This window comes from Streptococcus bovismuti, assembly GCF_042436615.2.
Lineage (GTDB): Bacteria > Bacillota > Bacilli > Lactobacillales > Streptococcaceae > Streptococcus.
Map to the genome: position 1 here is coordinate 63,439 of NZ_JBHMFR020000005.1, position 15,558 is coordinate 78,996.

At 39.9% G+C, this 15,558-nt stretch carries 22 protein-coding genes; 19 read left to right on the forward strand and 3 right to left on the reverse strand.

Going from position 1 to position 15,558, the window contains the following annotated elements; translation table 11 throughout:
- Nucleotides 1-13 precede the first annotated feature (13 nt).
- From rplE to ACERDH_RS06585, 19 genes are all read left to right on the forward strand, one after another.
- Nucleotides 14-556 (forward strand): 50S ribosomal protein L5, encoded by a 543-nt coding sequence (rplE, locus tag ACERDH_RS06495; protein ID WP_000013542.1) that lies wholly within the window; start codon nt 14-16, stop codon nt 554-556.
- A gap of 17 nt (nt 557-573) precedes the next feature.
- Nucleotides 574-759 (forward strand): type Z 30S ribosomal protein S14, encoded by a 186-nt coding sequence (locus ACERDH_RS06500; RefSeq protein WP_001085697.1) that lies wholly within the window; start codon nt 574-576, stop codon nt 757-759.
- Between the two features lie 284 nt (nt 760-1,043).
- The gene (gene rpsH, locus ACERDH_RS06505) at nt 1,044-1,442 is read left to right on the forward strand and encodes a 30S ribosomal protein S8 (RefSeq protein WP_000245504.1); all 399 of its coding nucleotides are present in this window, start codon (nt 1,044-1,046) and stop codon (nt 1,440-1,442) included.
- Nucleotides 1,443-1,634: 192 nt separating this feature from the next.
- The gene (gene rplF, locus ACERDH_RS06510) at nt 1,635-2,171 is read left to right on the forward strand and encodes a 50S ribosomal protein L6 (RefSeq protein WP_000086626.1); all 537 of its coding nucleotides are present in this window, start codon (nt 1,635-1,637) and stop codon (nt 2,169-2,171) included.
- Between the two features lie 83 nt (nt 2,172-2,254).
- Entirely contained in the window at nt 2,255-2,611 is a 357-nt protein-coding gene (rplR, locus tag ACERDH_RS06515; RefSeq protein ID WP_000624044.1) for a 50S ribosomal protein L18, read from the forward strand.
- 17 nt (nt 2,612-2,628) lie between these two features.
- Complete coding sequence (rpsE, locus tag ACERDH_RS06520) at nt 2,629-3,123, forward strand: 30S ribosomal protein S5 (RefSeq protein WP_000874202.1); 495 nt, start codon at nt 2,629-2,631, stop codon at nt 3,121-3,123.
- 13 nt (nt 3,124-3,136) lie between these two features.
- Nucleotides 3,137-3,319, forward strand: coding sequence for a 50S ribosomal protein L30 (gene rpmD, locus ACERDH_RS06525; protein ID WP_000057241.1), 183 nt, complete (start codon nt 3,137-3,139; stop codon nt 3,317-3,319).
- 144 nt (nt 3,320-3,463) lie between these two features.
- A complete protein-coding gene (gene rplO / locus ACERDH_RS06530; protein ID WP_000766087.1) occupies nt 3,464-3,904 on the forward strand; it encodes a 50S ribosomal protein L15 in 441 nt (146 codons plus the stop codon).
- Nucleotides 3,905-3,916: 12 nt separating this feature from the next.
- Complete coding sequence (gene secY, locus ACERDH_RS06535; protein ID WP_000465403.1) at nt 3,917-5,227, forward strand: preprotein translocase subunit SecY; 1,311 nt, start codon at nt 3,917-3,919, stop codon at nt 5,225-5,227.
- A gap of 149 nt (nt 5,228-5,376) precedes the next feature.
- Complete coding sequence (locus ACERDH_RS06540) at nt 5,377-6,015, forward strand: adenylate kinase (RefSeq protein WP_001050436.1); 639 nt, start codon at nt 5,377-5,379, stop codon at nt 6,013-6,015.
- A 116-nt stretch (nt 6,016-6,131) separates the two neighbouring features.
- Nucleotides 6,132-6,350 (forward strand): translation initiation factor IF-1, encoded by a 219-nt coding sequence (infA, locus tag ACERDH_RS06545; RefSeq protein ID WP_001029883.1) that lies wholly within the window; start codon nt 6,132-6,134, stop codon nt 6,348-6,350.
- 24 nt (nt 6,351-6,374) lie between these two features.
- Complete coding sequence (rpmJ, locus tag ACERDH_RS06550) at nt 6,375-6,491, forward strand: 50S ribosomal protein L36 (protein WP_001808836.1); 117 nt, start codon at nt 6,375-6,377, stop codon at nt 6,489-6,491.
- 17 nt (nt 6,492-6,508) lie between these two features.
- Nucleotides 6,509-6,874, forward strand: a complete 366-nt coding sequence (gene rpsM, locus ACERDH_RS06555) for a 30S ribosomal protein S13 (protein ID WP_000090781.1) — start codon at nt 6,509-6,511, stop codon at nt 6,872-6,874.
- Nucleotides 6,875-6,891: 17 nt separating this feature from the next.
- The gene (gene rpsK, locus ACERDH_RS06560) at nt 6,892-7,275 is read left to right on the forward strand and encodes a 30S ribosomal protein S11 (RefSeq protein ID WP_001118385.1); all 384 of its coding nucleotides are present in this window, start codon (nt 6,892-6,894) and stop codon (nt 7,273-7,275) included.
- Nucleotides 7,276-7,317: 42 nt separating this feature from the next.
- Entirely contained in the window at nt 7,318-8,253 is a 936-nt protein-coding gene (locus tag ACERDH_RS06565; protein WP_000568988.1) for a DNA-directed RNA polymerase subunit alpha, read from the forward strand.
- Nucleotides 8,254-8,264: 11 nt separating this feature from the next.
- A complete protein-coding gene (rplQ, locus tag ACERDH_RS06570) occupies nt 8,265-8,651 on the forward strand; it encodes a 50S ribosomal protein L17 (protein ID WP_000331493.1) in 387 nt (128 codons plus the stop codon).
- Between the two features lie 264 nt (nt 8,652-8,915).
- Nucleotides 8,916-9,182: an ACT domain-containing protein gene (locus ACERDH_RS06575; RefSeq protein ID WP_000644120.1), complete on the forward strand. Its 267-nt coding sequence runs from the start codon at nt 8,916-8,918 to the stop codon at nt 9,180-9,182.
- Between the two features lie 9 nt (nt 9,183-9,191).
- Nucleotides 9,192-10,529, forward strand: coding sequence for a PFL family protein (locus ACERDH_RS06580; RefSeq protein ID WP_000354926.1), 1,338 nt, complete (start codon nt 9,192-9,194; stop codon nt 10,527-10,529).
- Nucleotides 10,530-10,773: 244 nt separating this feature from the next.
- Nucleotides 10,774-11,466 carry a histidine phosphatase family protein gene (locus ACERDH_RS06585; protein ID WP_084865184.1) on the forward strand — a complete coding sequence of 231 codons (693 nt, stop codon included), beginning with the start codon at nt 10,774-10,776 and terminating at the stop codon, nt 11,464-11,466.
- 101 nt (nt 11,467-11,567) lie between these two features.
- Here ACERDH_RS06585 and ACERDH_RS06590 read toward each other — a convergent pair whose 3' ends face one another.
- Genes ACERDH_RS06590 through ACERDH_RS06600 form a run of 3 tightly spaced genes read right to left on the reverse strand, consistent with a single transcriptional unit; the run spans nt 11,568 to nt 15,360 of the window.
- A complete protein-coding gene (locus ACERDH_RS06590; protein ID WP_000440018.1) occupies nt 11,568-13,226 on the reverse strand; it encodes an ABC transporter permease in 1,659 nt (552 codons plus the stop codon).
- Nucleotides 13,216-14,307: an ABC transporter ATP-binding protein gene (locus tag ACERDH_RS06595; RefSeq protein ID WP_125455818.1), complete on the reverse strand. Its 1,092-nt coding sequence runs from the start codon at nt 14,305-14,307 to the stop codon at nt 13,216-13,218. Before ACERDH_RS06595 ends, ACERDH_RS06590 begins: the two co-directional genes overlap by 11 nt.
- A gap of 12 nt (nt 14,308-14,319) precedes the next feature.
- Nucleotides 14,320-15,360 carry an ABC transporter substrate-binding protein gene (locus ACERDH_RS06600; protein WP_386684870.1) on the reverse strand — a complete coding sequence of 347 codons (1,041 nt, stop codon included), beginning with the start codon at nt 15,358-15,360 and terminating at the stop codon, nt 14,320-14,322.
- Between the last annotated feature and the right edge of the window lie 198 nt (nt 15,361-15,558).

A 15,558-nucleotide genomic window follows, 5' to 3' on the forward strand; every position in this document is an offset into this window, starting at 1 on the left:
AAGGAGAAGTATAATGGCAAATCGTTTAAAAGAAAAATATCTTAATGAAGTAGTTCCTGCTTTGACAGAACAATTCAACTACTCATCAGTGATGGCTGTGCCTAAAGTAGATAAGATCGTTTTGAACATGGGTGTTGGTGAAGCTGTATCAAACGCTAAAAGCCTTGAAAAAGCTGCTGAAGAATTGGCACTTATCTCAGGTCAAAAACCACTTATCACTAAAGCTAAAAAATCAATCGCCGGCTTCCGTCTTCGTGAAGGTGTTGCGATCGGTGCAAAAGTTACCCTTCGTGGTGAACGTATGTACGAATTCTTGGATAAATTGGTTTCAGTTTCACTTCCACGTGTACGTGACTTCCACGGTGTTCCAACAAAATCATTTGATGGACGCGGAAACTACACACTTGGTGTGAAAGAACAATTGATCTTCCCAGAAATCAACTTCGATGACGTTGACAAAACTCGTGGTCTTGACATCGTTATCGTAACAACTGCTAACACTGACGAAGAGTCACGTGCATTGCTTACAGGCCTTGGAATGCCTTTTGCAAAATAATATAGGAGGTAAATCTAATGGCTAAAAAATCAATGATTGCTAAGAACAAACGTCCAGCGAAGTTCTCTACTCAAGCTTATACTCGTTGTGAAAAATGTGGTCGTCCACATTCAGTTTACCGCAAATTTAAACTTTGCCGTGTTTGCTTCCGTGAATTAGCTTACAAAGGACAAATCCCTGGTGTAACAAAAGCATCTTGGTAATTTAAGATATCAAGGGCGTCAAAACTCTAAGTGAAAATAGGAAACTTGACGAAGAAACTGAAGTTTCTAGGAAAGTTTATCTTTTTCACACAGAGTTTAGACCGGGTTCAGTTGGGCTTGCCAATTTGAACACGAGCTACAGCTTTGGCAAAAAAGACCAATTTTCTTTGGAGCATCGCTCCTGCATCAAATTGCCTATTTTTGCTCTTGCTGTTACGCTCTTTGTATCATGTATTAACTAGCAAGTGCAACTTGCAAACTACTAGTAAGAGGAGAAAAACAAAATGGTTATGACTGACCCAATCGCAGACTTCCTAACTCGTATTCGTAATGCTAACCAAGCTAAACACGAAGTACTTGAAGTACCTGCATCAAACATCAAAAAAGGGATTGCTGAAATCCTTAAACGCGAAGGTTTTGTAAAAAACGTTGAAATCATCGAAGATGACAAACAAGGCATCATCCGTGTATTCCTTAAATACGGACCAAACGGTGAAAAAGTTATCACTAACTTGAAACGTGTTTCTAAACCAGGACTTCGCGTCTACAAAAAACGTGAAGACCTTCCAAAAGTTCTTAACGGACTTGGAATTGCTATCCTTTCAACTTCTGAAGGTTTGCTCACTGATAAAGAAGCACGCCAAAAGAATGTTGGTGGGGAAGTTATCGCTTACGTTTGGTAAAATCAAGATACAAAGCTCGTAAAGAACAAAGCAAAATTAGAAAGTTGGAGAAGTTTGTTGACAAACAAGCCAACTTATCTATTTTGCACAGTTCTTAGAGCGTGTTCAGTTCAGTTTTTGAACTAAATAAGTATCTGAACCCCCGTGAAAACTGGCCGTTTAGGCCTGACAATCTAACAGGAGAAAATAAACATGTCACGTATTGGTAATAAAGTTATCGTGTTGCCTGCTGGTGTTGAAATCACTAACAATGACAACGTTGTAACTGTAAAAGGACCTAAAGGAGAACTTACTCGTGAGTTCTCAAAAGATATTGAAATCCGTGTGGAAGGTACTGAAGTAACTCTTCACCGTCCAAACGATTCAAAAGAAATGAAAACTATCCACGGAACTACTCGTGCCCTTTTGAACAACATGGTTGTTGGTGTATCAGAAGGATTCAAGAAAGAACTTGAAATGCGTGGGGTTGGTTACCGTGCACAACTTCAAGGATCTAAACTTGTTTTGGCTGTTGGTAAATCTCATCCAGACGAAGTTGAAGCTCCAGAAGGAATTACTTTTGAACTTCCAAACCCAACAACAATCGTTGTTAGTGGAATTTCAAAAGAAGTAGTTGGTCAAACAGCTGCTTACGTACGTAGCCTTCGTTCACCAGAGCCATATAAAGGTAAAGGTATCCGTTACGTTGGTGAATTCGTTCGCCGTAAAGAAGGTAAAACAGGTAAATAATGTTGAGTGGTTGATTTTCAACCACCAACCTATTTTCCAACTTTGTGCATAGCACACGATTTAAAACTAAAGAGGTGAAAACTGTGATTTCAAAACCAGATAAAAACAAACTCCGCCAAAAACGCCACCGTCGCGTTCGCGGAAAACTCTCTGGAACTGCTGATCGCCCACGTTTGAACGTATTCCGTTCTAATACAGGCATCTACGCTCAAGTGATTGATGACGTAGCGGGTGTAACGCTCGCAAGTGCTTCAACTCTTGACAAAGAAGTTTCAAAAGGAACTAAAACTGAACAAGCCGTTGCTGTCGGTAAACTCGTTGCAGAACGTGCAAACGCTAAAGGTATTTCAGAAGTGGTGTTCGACCGCGGTGGATATCTATATCACGGACGTGTGAAAGCTTTGGCTGATGCAGCTCGTGAAAACGGATTGAAATTCTAATAGGAGGACACTAGAAAATGGCATTTAAAGACAATGCAGTTGAATTAGAAGAACGCGTAGTTGCTGTCAACCGTGTTACAAAAGTTGTTAAAGGTGGACGTCGTCTTCGTTTCGCAGCTCTTGTTGTTGTTGGTGACCACAACGGTCGCGTAGGATTTGGTACTGGTAAAGCTCAAGAAGTTCCAGAAGCAATCCGTAAAGCAGTAGATGATGCTAAGAAAAACTTGATCGAAGTTCCTATGGTTGGAACAACAATCCCACACGAAGTTCTTTCAGAATTCGGTGGAGCTAAAGTATTGTTGAAACCTGCTGTAGAAGGTTCTGGAGTTGCCGCTGGTGGTGCAGTTCGTGCCGTTGTGGAATTGGCAGGTGTGGCAGATATTACATCTAAATCACTTGGTTCTAACACTCCAATCAACATTGTTCGTGCAACTGTTGAAGGTTTGAAACAATTGAAACGCGCTGAAGAAGTTGCTGCCCTTCGTGGTATTTCAGTTTCTGATTTGGCATAAGAAAGGGGATAAAATGGCTCAAATTAAAATTACTTTGACTAAGTCTCCAATCGGACGCATTCCATCACAACGTAAAACTGTTGTAGCACTTGGACTTGGCAAATTGAACAGCTCTGTTATTAAAGAAGATAACGCTGCTATCCGTGGTATGATCACTGCAGTATCTCACTTGGTAACAGTTGAAGAAGTAAACTAATGAATTTTTAGGGGATGTGCACTATACCATCCCCTAAAACTAGATATAGTCATCTATGATGACGTCGTATAGGCGAGTTGATGGGGGAGACAACCTTTTCTCCCTTATCGGCGCTAGCATTTTACAAAAGAGGAGAAAATAAAAATGAAACTTCATGAATTGAAACCTGCAGAAGGTTCTCGTAAAGTACGTAACCGCGTTGGTCGTGGTACTTCATCAGGTAACGGTAAAACATCTGGTCGTGGTCAAAAAGGTCAAAAAGCTCGTAGCGGTGGCGGAGTTCGCCTTGGTTTTGAAGGTGGACAAACTCCATTGTTCCGTCGTCTTCCAAAACGTGGATTCACTAACATCAACGCTAAAGAATACGCAATTGTGAATCTTGACCAATTGAACGTCTTTGAAGATGGTGCTGAAGTAACTCCAGTTGTTCTTATCGAAGCAGGAATTGTTAAAGCTGAAAAATCAGGTATTAAAATTCTTGGTAACGGTGAGTTGACTAAGAAATTGACTGTGAAAGCAGCTAAATTCTCTAAATCAGCTGAAGAAGCTATCACTGCTAAAGGTGGTTCAGTAGAAGTCATCTAAGAGAGGTGACCTATGTTTTTTAAATTATTAAGAGAAGCTCTTAAAGTCAAGCAGGTTCGATCAAAAATTTTATTTACAATTTTTATCGTTTTGGTCTTTCGTATCGGAACTAGTATTACAGTTCCCGGTGTGAATGCCAATAGCTTAAATGCTTTAAGTGGATTATCCTTCTTAAACATGTTGAGCTTGGTCTCAGGGAATGCCATGAAAAACTTCTCAGTTTTTGCTCTTGGTGTTAGTCCCTACATTACGGCCTCTATCGTTGTCCAACTCTTGCAAATGGATATTTTACCCAAGTTTGTAGAGTGGGGGAAACAAGGGGAAGTAGGTCGAAGAAAATTGAATCAAGCTACTCGTTATATTGCTCTTGTTTTAGCCTTTGTGCAATCTATCGGGATTACAGCTGGTTTTAATACTTTGGCTGGAGCTCAATTGTTGAAAACAGCTCTTACTCCACAAGTCTTTATCATGATTGGTATCATCTTAACAGCTGGTAGCATGATTGTGACTTGGTTGGGAGAGCAAATTACAGATAAGGGATACGGAAATGGTGTTTCTATGATTATCTTTGCCGGGATTGTTGCCTCAATTCCAGAGATGATTCAGGGCATCTATGTGGACTACTTTGTGAACGTCCCAAGTAGCCGTATCAACTCATCTATCATTTTCGTAATCATTTTGATTATTACTGTATTGTTGATCATTTATTTTACAACTTATGTTCAACAAGCAGAATACAAAATTCCAATCCAATATACTAAGGTTGCACAAGGTGCTCCATCTAGCTCTTACCTTCCTTTGAAGGTAAATCCTGCTGGAGTTATCCCTGTTATCTTTGCAAGTTCGATTACTGCAGCGCCTGCGGCTATTCTTCAGTTTTTGAGCGCTACAGGTCATGATTGGGCTTGGGTAAGAACAGCACAAGAAATGCTGGCAACAACTTCACCAACTGGTATTGCTATGTATGCTTTATTGATTATTCTCTTTACATTCTTCTATACGTTTGTGCAGATTAATCCTGAAAAAGCGGCAGAGAACCTACAAAAGAGCGGTGCCTATATCCATGGAGTTCGTCCTGGTAAAGGTACAGAAGAATATATGTCTAAGCTTCTTCGTCGTCTTGCAACGGTTGGTTCCCTCTTCCTTGGTGTGATTTCCATTTTACCGATTGTAGCAAAAGATGTTTTCGGACTTTCAGAAGCAGTTGCTTTTGGAGGAACCAGTCTTTTGATCATTATCTCTACAGGTATTGAAGGAATCAAACAATTGGAAGGCTACCTATTGAAACGTAAGTATGTTGGTTTCATGGACAGAACAGAATAAAAGTAATTACTGAATCAGTAATTACTGAGGGAGTGGAGGTTTAACTCTAACATTTGTGAGAGTTTGGTCTCCCCTCTTCTATTTTGTTTTTAAATAGGGGTGAAAAGACTTTTTGCTTCTATTTAAAAATAAAATAAGGAGATCAAATCATGAATCTTTTGATTATGGGCTTACCTGGTGCAGGTAAGGGAACTCAAGCAGCAAAAATTGTAGAACAATTCCATGTTGCACATATCTCAACAGGTGATATGTTCCGCGCTGCTATGGCAAATCAAACTGAAATGGGTGTTCTTGCTAAGTCATACATTGACAAGGGTGAATTGGTTCCTGACGAAGTTACAAATGGGATCGTAAAAGAACGTCTTTCACAAGATGATATTAAAGAAACAGGATTCTTATTGGATGGTTACCCACGTACAATCGAACAAGCTCATGCCTTGGACAAAACATTGGCTGAACTTGGCATCGAACTAGAAGGTGTTATCAACATCGAAGTGAATCCAGACAGCCTCTTGGAACGTTTGAGTGGCCGTATCATCCACCGCGTAACTGGAGAAACATTCCACAAGGTCTTTAACCCACCAGTTGACTATAAAGAAGAAGATTACTACCAACGTGAAGATGATAAGCCTGAGACAGTAAAACGTCGTTTGGACGTTAATATTGCTCAAGGGGAACCAATCATTGCTCACTACCGTGCCAAAGGTTTGGTTCATGACATCGAAGGTAATCAAGATATCAATGATGTCTTCTCAGATATCGAAAAAGTATTGACAAATTTAAAATAAAGCGTTTTTCACACTTGCAAAAATCCGCTACAAATGTTATACTGAGATAGTCTGACTTATAATTGTTGTCTCTGTGTCTAGAGGCATCGAATCGAAATTTATGGAGGTGCTTTTGCGTGGCAAAAGACGATGTGATTGAAGTTGAAGGCAAAGTAGTTGATACAATGCCGAATGCAATGTTTACGGTTGAACTTGAAAATGGACATCAGATTTTAGCAACAGTTTCTGGTAAAATTCGTAAAAACTATATTCGTATTTTAGCGGGAGATCGTGTTACTGTCGAAATGAGTCCATATGACTTGACACGTGGACGTATCACTTACCGCTTTAAATAATCGAAAAACTTGGAGGGATAAGAAATGAAAGTAAGACCATCGGTCAAACCAATTTGCGAATACTGTAAAGTTATTCGTCGTAATGGTCGTGTTATGGTAATTTGCCCAGCAAATCCAAAACACAAACAACGTCAAGGATAAGATAGAAAGGAGAAAACATGGCTCGTATTGCTGGAGTTGACATTCCAAATGACAAACGCGTAGTAATCTCATTGACTTATGTTTATGGTATCGGACTTGCAACATCTAAGAAAATTTTGGCTGCTGCTGGAATCTCAGAAGATGTTCGTGTACGTGATCTTACATCAGATCAAGAAGATGCTATCCGTCGTGAAGTGGATGCAATCAAAGTTGAAGGTGACCTTCGTCGTGAAGTAAACTTGAACATCAAACGTTTGATGGAAATCGGTTCATACCGTGGTATCCGTCACCGTCGTGGACTTCCTGTCCGTGGACAAAACACTAAAAACAACGCTCGCACTCGTAAAGGTAAAGCTGTTGCGATCGCTGGTAAGAAAAAATAATATAGGAGGTAAAAGTCTTGGCTAAACCAACACGTAAACGTCGTGTGAAAAAGAATATCGAATCTGGTATTGCTCATATTCACGCTACATTTAATAACACTATTGTTATGATTACTGATGTGCATGGTAATGCAATTGCTTGGTCATCAGCTGGTGCTCTTGGTTTCAAAGGTTCTCGTAAATCTACACCATTCGCTGCTCAAATGGCTTCTGAAGCTGCTGCTAAATCTGCACAAGAACACGGTCTTAAATCAGTTGAAGTTACTGTAAAAGGTCCAGGTTCTGGTCGTGAGTCAGCTATTCGTGCGCTTGCTGCCGCTGGTCTTGAAGTAACAGCAATTCGTGATGTGACTCCAGTGCCACACAATGGTGCTCGTCCTCCAAAACGTCGCCGTGTATAATCATCGCATTACACTGCTTTTCGTTTAAGAGGGAGTAACTAAATGATCGAGTTTGAAAAACCAAATATAACAAAAATTGATGAAAATAAAGATTATGGCAAGTTTGTAATCGAACCACTTGAACGTGGCTACGGTACAACTCTTGGTAACTCTCTTCGTCGTGTACTTCTAGCTTCTCTACCAGGAGCAGCTGTGACATCTATCAATATTGATGGTGTGTTGCATGAGTTTGACACAGTTCCAGGTGTTCGTGAAGACGTGATGCAAATCATTCTGAACATTAAAGGAATTGCAGTGAAATCGTACGTTGAAGACGAAAAAATCATCGAACTGGATGTTGAAGGTCCTGCTGAAGTAACAGCTGGTGACATTTTGACAGATAGCGATATTGAAATTGTAAATCCAGATCATTATCTCTTTACAATCGGTGAAGGTTCTTCTCTAAAAGCGACTATGACTGTTAACAGTGGTCGTGGATATGTACCTGCTGATGAAAATAAAAAGGATAATGCACCAGTTGGAACACTTGCTGTAGATTCTATTTATACACCAGTTACAAAAGTCAACTATCAAGTGGAACCTGCTCGTGTAGGTAGCAATGATGGATTTGACAAATTAACCCTTGAAATCTTGACAAATGGAACAATTATTCCAGAAGATGCTTTAGGGCTTTCAGCACGTATTTTGACAGAACATCTTGATTTGTTTACAAATCTTACTGAGATTGCTAAGTCAACTGAAGTGATGAAAGAAGCTGATACTGAATCTGACGACCGTATTTTGGATCGTACGATTGAGGAACTGGACTTGTCTGTGCGTTCATACAACTGTTTGAAACGTGCCGGTATCAATACTGTGCATGATTTGACAGAAAAATCTGAAGCAGAGATGATGAAAGTACGAAATCTTGGACGCAAGAGTTTGGAAGAAGTGAAACTCAAACTCATTGATTTGGGTCTTGGATTAAAAGATAAATAAAGGAGGAATACATGGCTTACCGTAAACTAGGACGCACTAGCTCACAACGTAAAGCAATGCTTCGCGATTTGACAACTGACCTTTTGATCAACGAATCAATCGTGACAACTGAAGCTCGTGCTAAAGAAATCCGTAAAACTGTTGAAAAAATGATTACTCTAGGTAAACGTGGTGATTTGCATGCACGTCGTCAAGCAGCTGCTTTCGTACGTAATGAAATCGCATCTGAAAACTATGATGAAGCAACTGACAAGTACACTTCTACTACAGCACTTCAAAAATTGTTCTCAGAAATCGCACCTCGTTATGCTGAACGTAACGGTGGATACACTCGTATCCTTAAAACTGAACCACGTCGTGGTGATGCAGCGCCAATGGCGATCATCGAATTAGTATAAAATCATCAATTTTGTTGAGTGTTATGATGATGGAGTCTTGTGCTCTTAGTCTAGCTCTGGTCTACCGCTAGGATTTCGGTCCTAGCGGGAACACTCATCATAAGTTGGGATAGTAGACGCTTGTTTACGAAATTGTTTTTTTCTTAAGAACAACTTCGTAAGCAGGCGTTTTTGAGTATTTTAGTTAGAATTATGCTATACTATTTGAAAAGAATCCTGTTTAATGTTCAGGTTTCCTATTAAAAGAAGAATTGGAGTTTGCTTATGAAAGCGATTATAACTGTTGTTGGTAAAGATAAATCTGGAATTGTTGCAGGTGTTTCTGGTAAAATAGCAGAATTGGGTTTGAATATTGATGATATCTCTCAAACTGTCTTGGATGAATATTTCACGATGATGGCTGTCGTCTCTAGTGATGAAAAGCAAGATTTTACACGTCTTCGTAATGAATTTGAAGCTTTTGGGCAAATTTTGAATGTGAAAATCAACATTCAGAGTGCAGCGATTTTCGAAGCTATGTATAATATCTAGGAGGTTATCATGGATATTAGACAAGTTACTGAAACCATCTCCATGATTGAGGAGCAAAACTTCGATATCAGAACTATTACCATGGGGATTTCCCTATTGGACTGTATCGATCCGGATATCAATCGTGCTGCGGAGAAAATTTATCAAAAGATTAGGACCAAGGCAGCTAATTTAGTGGCTGTTGGCGATGAAATTGCGGCTGAGTTGGGGATTCCAATCGTTAATAAGCGTGTATCGGTGACTCCTATTTCTCTGATTGGGGCGGCGACAGATGCGACAGACTATGTGGTTCTGGCAAAAGCACTTGATAAGGCTGCGAAAGAGATTGGTGTGGACTTTATTGGTGGTTTTTCAGCCTTGGTACAAAAGGGTTATCAAAAGGGAGATGAGATTCTTATCAATTCTATTCCTCGTGCTTTGGCTGAAACGGATAAGGTCTGCTCGTCAGTCAATATAGGCTCAACCAAGTCTGGTATCAATATGACGGCTGTCGCAGATATGGGACGAGTTATCAAGGAAACGGCAACTCTATCTGATATGGGGGCAGCTAAGTTGGTTGTATTCGCTAATGCTGTTGAGGACAATCCATTTATGGCGGGTGCCTTCCATGGTGTTGGGGAGGCAGATGTTATCATCAATGTCGGAGTTTCTGGTCCTGGTGTGGTGAAACGTGCCTTGGAAAAAGTTCGTGGACAGAGCTTTGATGTAGTAGCAGAAACAGTCAAGAAAACTGCCTTTAAAATCACTCGTATCGGTCAATTGGTTGGTCAAATGGCCAGTGAGAGACTGGGTGTGGAGTTTGGTATTGTGGACTTGAGTTTGGCACCAACACCTGCAGTTGGAGACTCTGTGGCACGTGTCCTTGAGGAAATGGGGCTAGAGACAGTTGGTACGCATGGAACGACGGCTGCCTTGGCTCTCTTGAACGACCAAGTTAAGAAGGGCGGAGTTATGGCTTGCAACCAAGTTGGTGGTTTGTCTGGTGCCTTTATCCCTGTTTCAGAGGATGAAGGAATGATTGCTGCAGTGCAAAATGGCTCTCTTAATTTGGAAAAACTAGAAGCTATGACGGCTATCTGTTCCGTTGGTTTGGATATGATTGCCATCCCAGAAGATACTCCTGCTGAAACCATTGCAGCTATGATTGCGGATGAGGCTGCAATTGGTGTCATTAACATGAAGACAACGGCTGTTCGTATCATTCCAAAAGGAAAAGAAGGAGATATGATTGAGTTTGGTGGCCTATTAGGTACTGCACCTGTTATGAAGGTCAATGGGGCTTCGTCTGTCGATTTCATTTCTCGTGGGGGACAAATCCCAGCACCAATTCATAGTTTTAAAAATTAAGAAAATAGGAGAAATTTTAAGTTCTATTTAAGGTTGGATGTGTATACTATAATCATTAAATAAAGACCTCCTAATATTATTTGAAACAGATAACACTGATTTAGTTTGAATTTGATTTTCATCTAATATCTTTATTTAATAGAACTCCTAAACTTTTTCATAATAATCTCCTGCAAAAGTCGCCTGTATGGGTGGCTTTTGTTTTATCATCCATGATATAATAGAAGTAAACGGAGGACGGAAAATGGTAAAAGTACGATTGTATTTGGTACGTCATGGCAAGACCATGTTTAACACGATTGGTCGCGCGCAAGGTTGGAGCGATACTCCTTTAACAGCTGAAGGTGAACGAGGGATTCAAGAGTTAGGAATCGGTTTGCGAGAATCTGGTCTACAGTTTGATCGCGCTTATTCGAGTGATTCTGGTCGCACCATTCAGACAATGGGAATCATCCTTAATGAACTTGGCTTGCAGGGGAAGATCCCTTATCGCATGGACAAGCGTATCAGAGAATGGTGTTTTGGTAGCTTTGACGGAGCTTATGATGGTGATCTTTTCATGGGCATTATTCCTCGTATCTTTAATGTGGACCACGTTCACCAATTGTCTTATGCTGAACTGGCTGAGGGTTTGGTAGAGGTCGATACAGCTGGTTGGGCTGAAGGATGGGAAAAACTCAGTGGCCGCATCAAAGAAGGTTTTGAAGCGATTGCCAAAGAAATGGAAGAACAAGGTGGGGGCAACGCTCTCGTTGTCAGCCATGGAATGACCATTGGAACCATTGTTTATCTGATTAATGGTATGCATCCGCATGGTCTCGATAATGGTAGCGTGACAATCCTTGAATATGAGGACGGCCAGTTTAGCGTAGAAGTTGTCGGTGACCGTAGTTACCGAGAACTAGGACGTGAGAAGATGGAAGAAGCCTCTATTTAATCAGTCTAGACTTGCTTGCTCTGAACTAGGGATTTGATAAGAATATCAAGATAAGAAAAACAGCCGAGGGTAATCCTTTCGGCTGTTTTTGATGGGGAAAACTAAAGTGTAATGCTATTGCTTTTAGAGATTTTCATAAACAAGAGCAAGGAACCTACTGTTAGAACAGTCAGGATAGTTGATAAGGCTGCGGCTACACCGTAATTCCCTCTGAGAACCTCTGTATAAATGGCTACAGTCATTGTTCTTGTTTTGACATTGTAGAGGAGGATAGAAGTAGAGAGTTCTGAAATCATTGTAACCCAAGATAGGATAGCTCCAGAAATAATACCAGATAGCATCATTGGAGTTGTAATCTTGGCAAAGGTATTGAGACGGCTACTTCCTAAGCTTTCAGCAGCTTCTTCAATACTTGGTGCTATTTGTTGCAAGCTAGCAACAGATGAGCGAATAGTATACGGTAATCTTCTGACAGATAGAGACATAATCAAGATGAAAGCAGTTCCTGTAATCATAAGAAATCCACTTCCAAATAGACCGGTATTGAAGGAAGAAATGAAGGCAATCCCTAGAACAGTTCCGGGTACAATATAAGGGACCATACTGAGGCTGTCAATTAAGTTTGTAAACAAATTCCGTTTTCTAACGGCTAGGTAGGAGATAAATGTTGCGAATAGGACAACTAGAACTAAGGCAATCAAAGGGATACGAATGGTATTGAAAATAGCAGATCCCATACGATTGAAAGCTACCTTGTAACTGTTTAGAGAATAACCTTTGACAAATACCATACCTGATGTTTTTAGGAAAGAAGTATAAATCAAGTAGACTTGAGGTAGAACAGAGAACAAGATAATTCCGTAGACTGTTGCATAAATGGCAGCCATTTTTCCTTTTGTAGTTTTTTTAGGCTCAATTGGATGGAGCGAATTCATGCTGAAACTGTAGCGGTTTGAGATGTATTTTTGGATAAGGAAAATCGCCAAGGCAATGATAATCGCCATAATTGCTAAAGCAGATGCAAAAGCAGAATTTCCTCCAACCTCGCTAATGAATTGGGTATAAATCAAGACTGGGAAAGTCCGATATCCTTCACCAATTAACATAGGCGTTCCAAAGTCTGAGAATGCTCTCATAAATACAAGTAGGGCAGCTGCTAGTAAGGTTGGAACTAGGAGAGGTAAAACAACCGTTACGATACGCTTAAATCCGAAGGACCCCATGCTTTCAGCTGCTTCAAGTAGAGAATTGTCAATACTTTTCATTGTCCCAGCAACGTATAGAAATACCAGTGGGAATAGTTGCAGTGTAAAGACAAGTACAATTCCTTTGAATCCATAAATATCAATAGCTGGAAGATGAAGAGTATTTGTCATGAATTTTGTGATGACCCCATTTCGTCCCAGCAAGAGAATCCAGGAGTAGGCTCCCACGAAAGGAGCTGACATGGAAGCAATGATAATCAATATTTGTAGAAATTTCTTTCCCTTGAAGTCATACATGGAAAAAAGATAAGCTAATAGGGTTCCTACAACTAAGGAAGTGACAGTAGCGGTAATGGAGACCTTGAAACTGTTGACAAGTGTCTCAGAGTAGTAAGCTTTACTAAAGAAAGTGACAAAATTAGCTAGTGAGAATTGTCCTTCATGTATGAGTGCTTGCTTGAGCACGGTAACGATAGGATAAACGAGAAAGACAAGATAGGTAAGAAAGATGAAGAAAGAGGAGGCTGTCCAAATATTTAGTTTTTTACGTTCCATGGTTGACTCCTTTTATCAGGTTTTGCGAACCATCTGCAGAAAAGACGTTTAATTTTTGAGTATTGATTCGTAGACGAATACGATCGCCTTTTTGTAGATCTTCTTCAAAAGTTGATTCTTCGCTAACTTGAATTTTTGAGGCAAATCCTGTTTCGATGAAATACTCCGTATTTAGTCCAAGATAGACGCTATCGCTAATAGTTCCTTCAATATCTCCAGATTCATCTTTGATAAATTCTTCAGGACGAATGCTTACATGAATGGCTTGCTCCTCAGCCTGATCAAGAGCTGGCATTCGAAGAGCATAGCCATCTGAAAAGACGATATAAGCGCCGTCGCTCCGTTTTTCAAGAGTGGCAGGGATAATATTTGTGCGTCCGATAAAGGTAGCCACAAACTCATTAGCTGGTTTATGATAGAGTTCTTTTGGCCGACCGATTTGTTGAATCACCCCATCTTTCATAACAGCAATTTGGTCTGAAATAGCCATGGCTTCTTCTTGGTCGTGGGTTACATAAACAGTTGTAATTCCCACTTCGTGTTGGATTTCTCGAATGGCTTGACGCATATCCAAGCGAAGTTTGGCATCTAGATTACTAAGTGGCTCGTCCATGAGGAGAACACTTGGATTAACAGCTAAGGCACGTGCCAAGGCGACACGTTGTTGTTGTCCACCACTGAGTTTATCGGGCTTTCGATCCGCATATTGAGCAATTTGCATGAGTTCAAGATACTTGTTGGTTTGTTGAATCAATTCTTCTTTTGGAACCTTCTTTTGCTTAAGACCAAAAGCAACATTGTCTCGGACAGTCAAATGCGGGAAAATAGCGTAGTTTTGGAAAACCATCCCGATATTGCGTTTGCTGGGTTCCATATTATTTATTTTTGTATCATCGAAGTAAAATTCTCCACCTTCGATACTGTTGAAACCTGCAATCATACGAAGAAGAGTCGTTTTCCCACACCCTGAAGGACCAAGGATGGTAAAGAGACTTCCTTTGGGAACTGTAATATTTAAATTATCAATAACAGGAACATCGTGGTAGATTTTTTTGGCGTTAATAATTTTGATCTCACTCATAGTGAACCTCTTTTACTGTTTAGATTGGATATCTGTAAAAATGTCATTGTACTTTTTAAGAATAGTGGATTTATTTTTAATGACATAATCTGAATCTTCGGTGGCAATCTTGATTTCTGTCATAGCCTTCATATTTTTATTGGTTTTAGCATTTTTACGAATAGGTCTGATTGTAGTTTCAGTTCCTAGCTTATCTTGGATTTCTTGAGAAAGGAGGAAATCGATAAATTTCTTAGCGTTTTCCATGTGTTTAGCATTTTTGATGATAGCTGCGTTACCAGGTAAAAAGACGGTTCCTTCTTTTGGATAAATAACTTTTACATCAACTCCGTCGTTTAAGAGTTTTAAGGCAGGGTCTTCATAGGTGAGTCCTACAGCCATTTCCCCATCGGCGACAGCTTTATAAACATTTGAAGAGCTAGATGCAATTTTTCCATCTACTAGGGTAAAGAGATTTTTCACATAGGTCCAAGCTTGTTCATTTTCGTATCCGCCTTGATCGACAAGCATGTTTGTTAATTGAGCAAAAGCGCTAGAAGCATTACTAGGATCAGCAGTAGCAATTTTTCCTTTTAATTTAGGATTGAGCAGATCATTGTAGCCTTCAATTTTTATATCTTTTGTAAGGGCTGAATTGGCAATGATAACACTGACGTCCAGTGTGTAAGGTGTGTAGAATCCTGTTTTATTTTGATATTCAGGGATTATCTGGTCGTTCTCTTGGGAAATATAAGGTTCAAAAAGTTTTTCGTTAGAAGAGAAGAGGGCGTAGGAGCCTCCGAAAATGACATCAGCTACAGGGGATTCTTTTTCAGCCTCAGCTTTTTTGAACAATTCACCAGTGCTAGCTTGTACTAAGTCAACCTTGATACCATATTTTTCTTCAAAGGCTGGGATTGTTTCTTCGATAAGGTCTTCAGGGTTAGGTGAGTAGACAACCAAAGTGCTATCTGAATCTTTTTCAGTGCTAGTTTCCGCTTCTGTTGTTGAAGAACATCCTGATAAAGTAAGAAATATCCATCCACAAGAGAGAAAGAATAGTAGTTTTTTCATAAGAATCTCCTTTTTACGAACATTTTCTCTACCTAGATTGTTAATGTCTTTAAATTGTAGAGTTCTACAGGATATAATAAAAACCTTAAAGAAATCTAAAACGGGAAATAGGAAATGGGTGTTTCGAGCAAGGATGGGTGAATTGTAGCTGAGATTTTGATGGTAATACTCTTCAAAACACGTCACTTTATCAGAAAT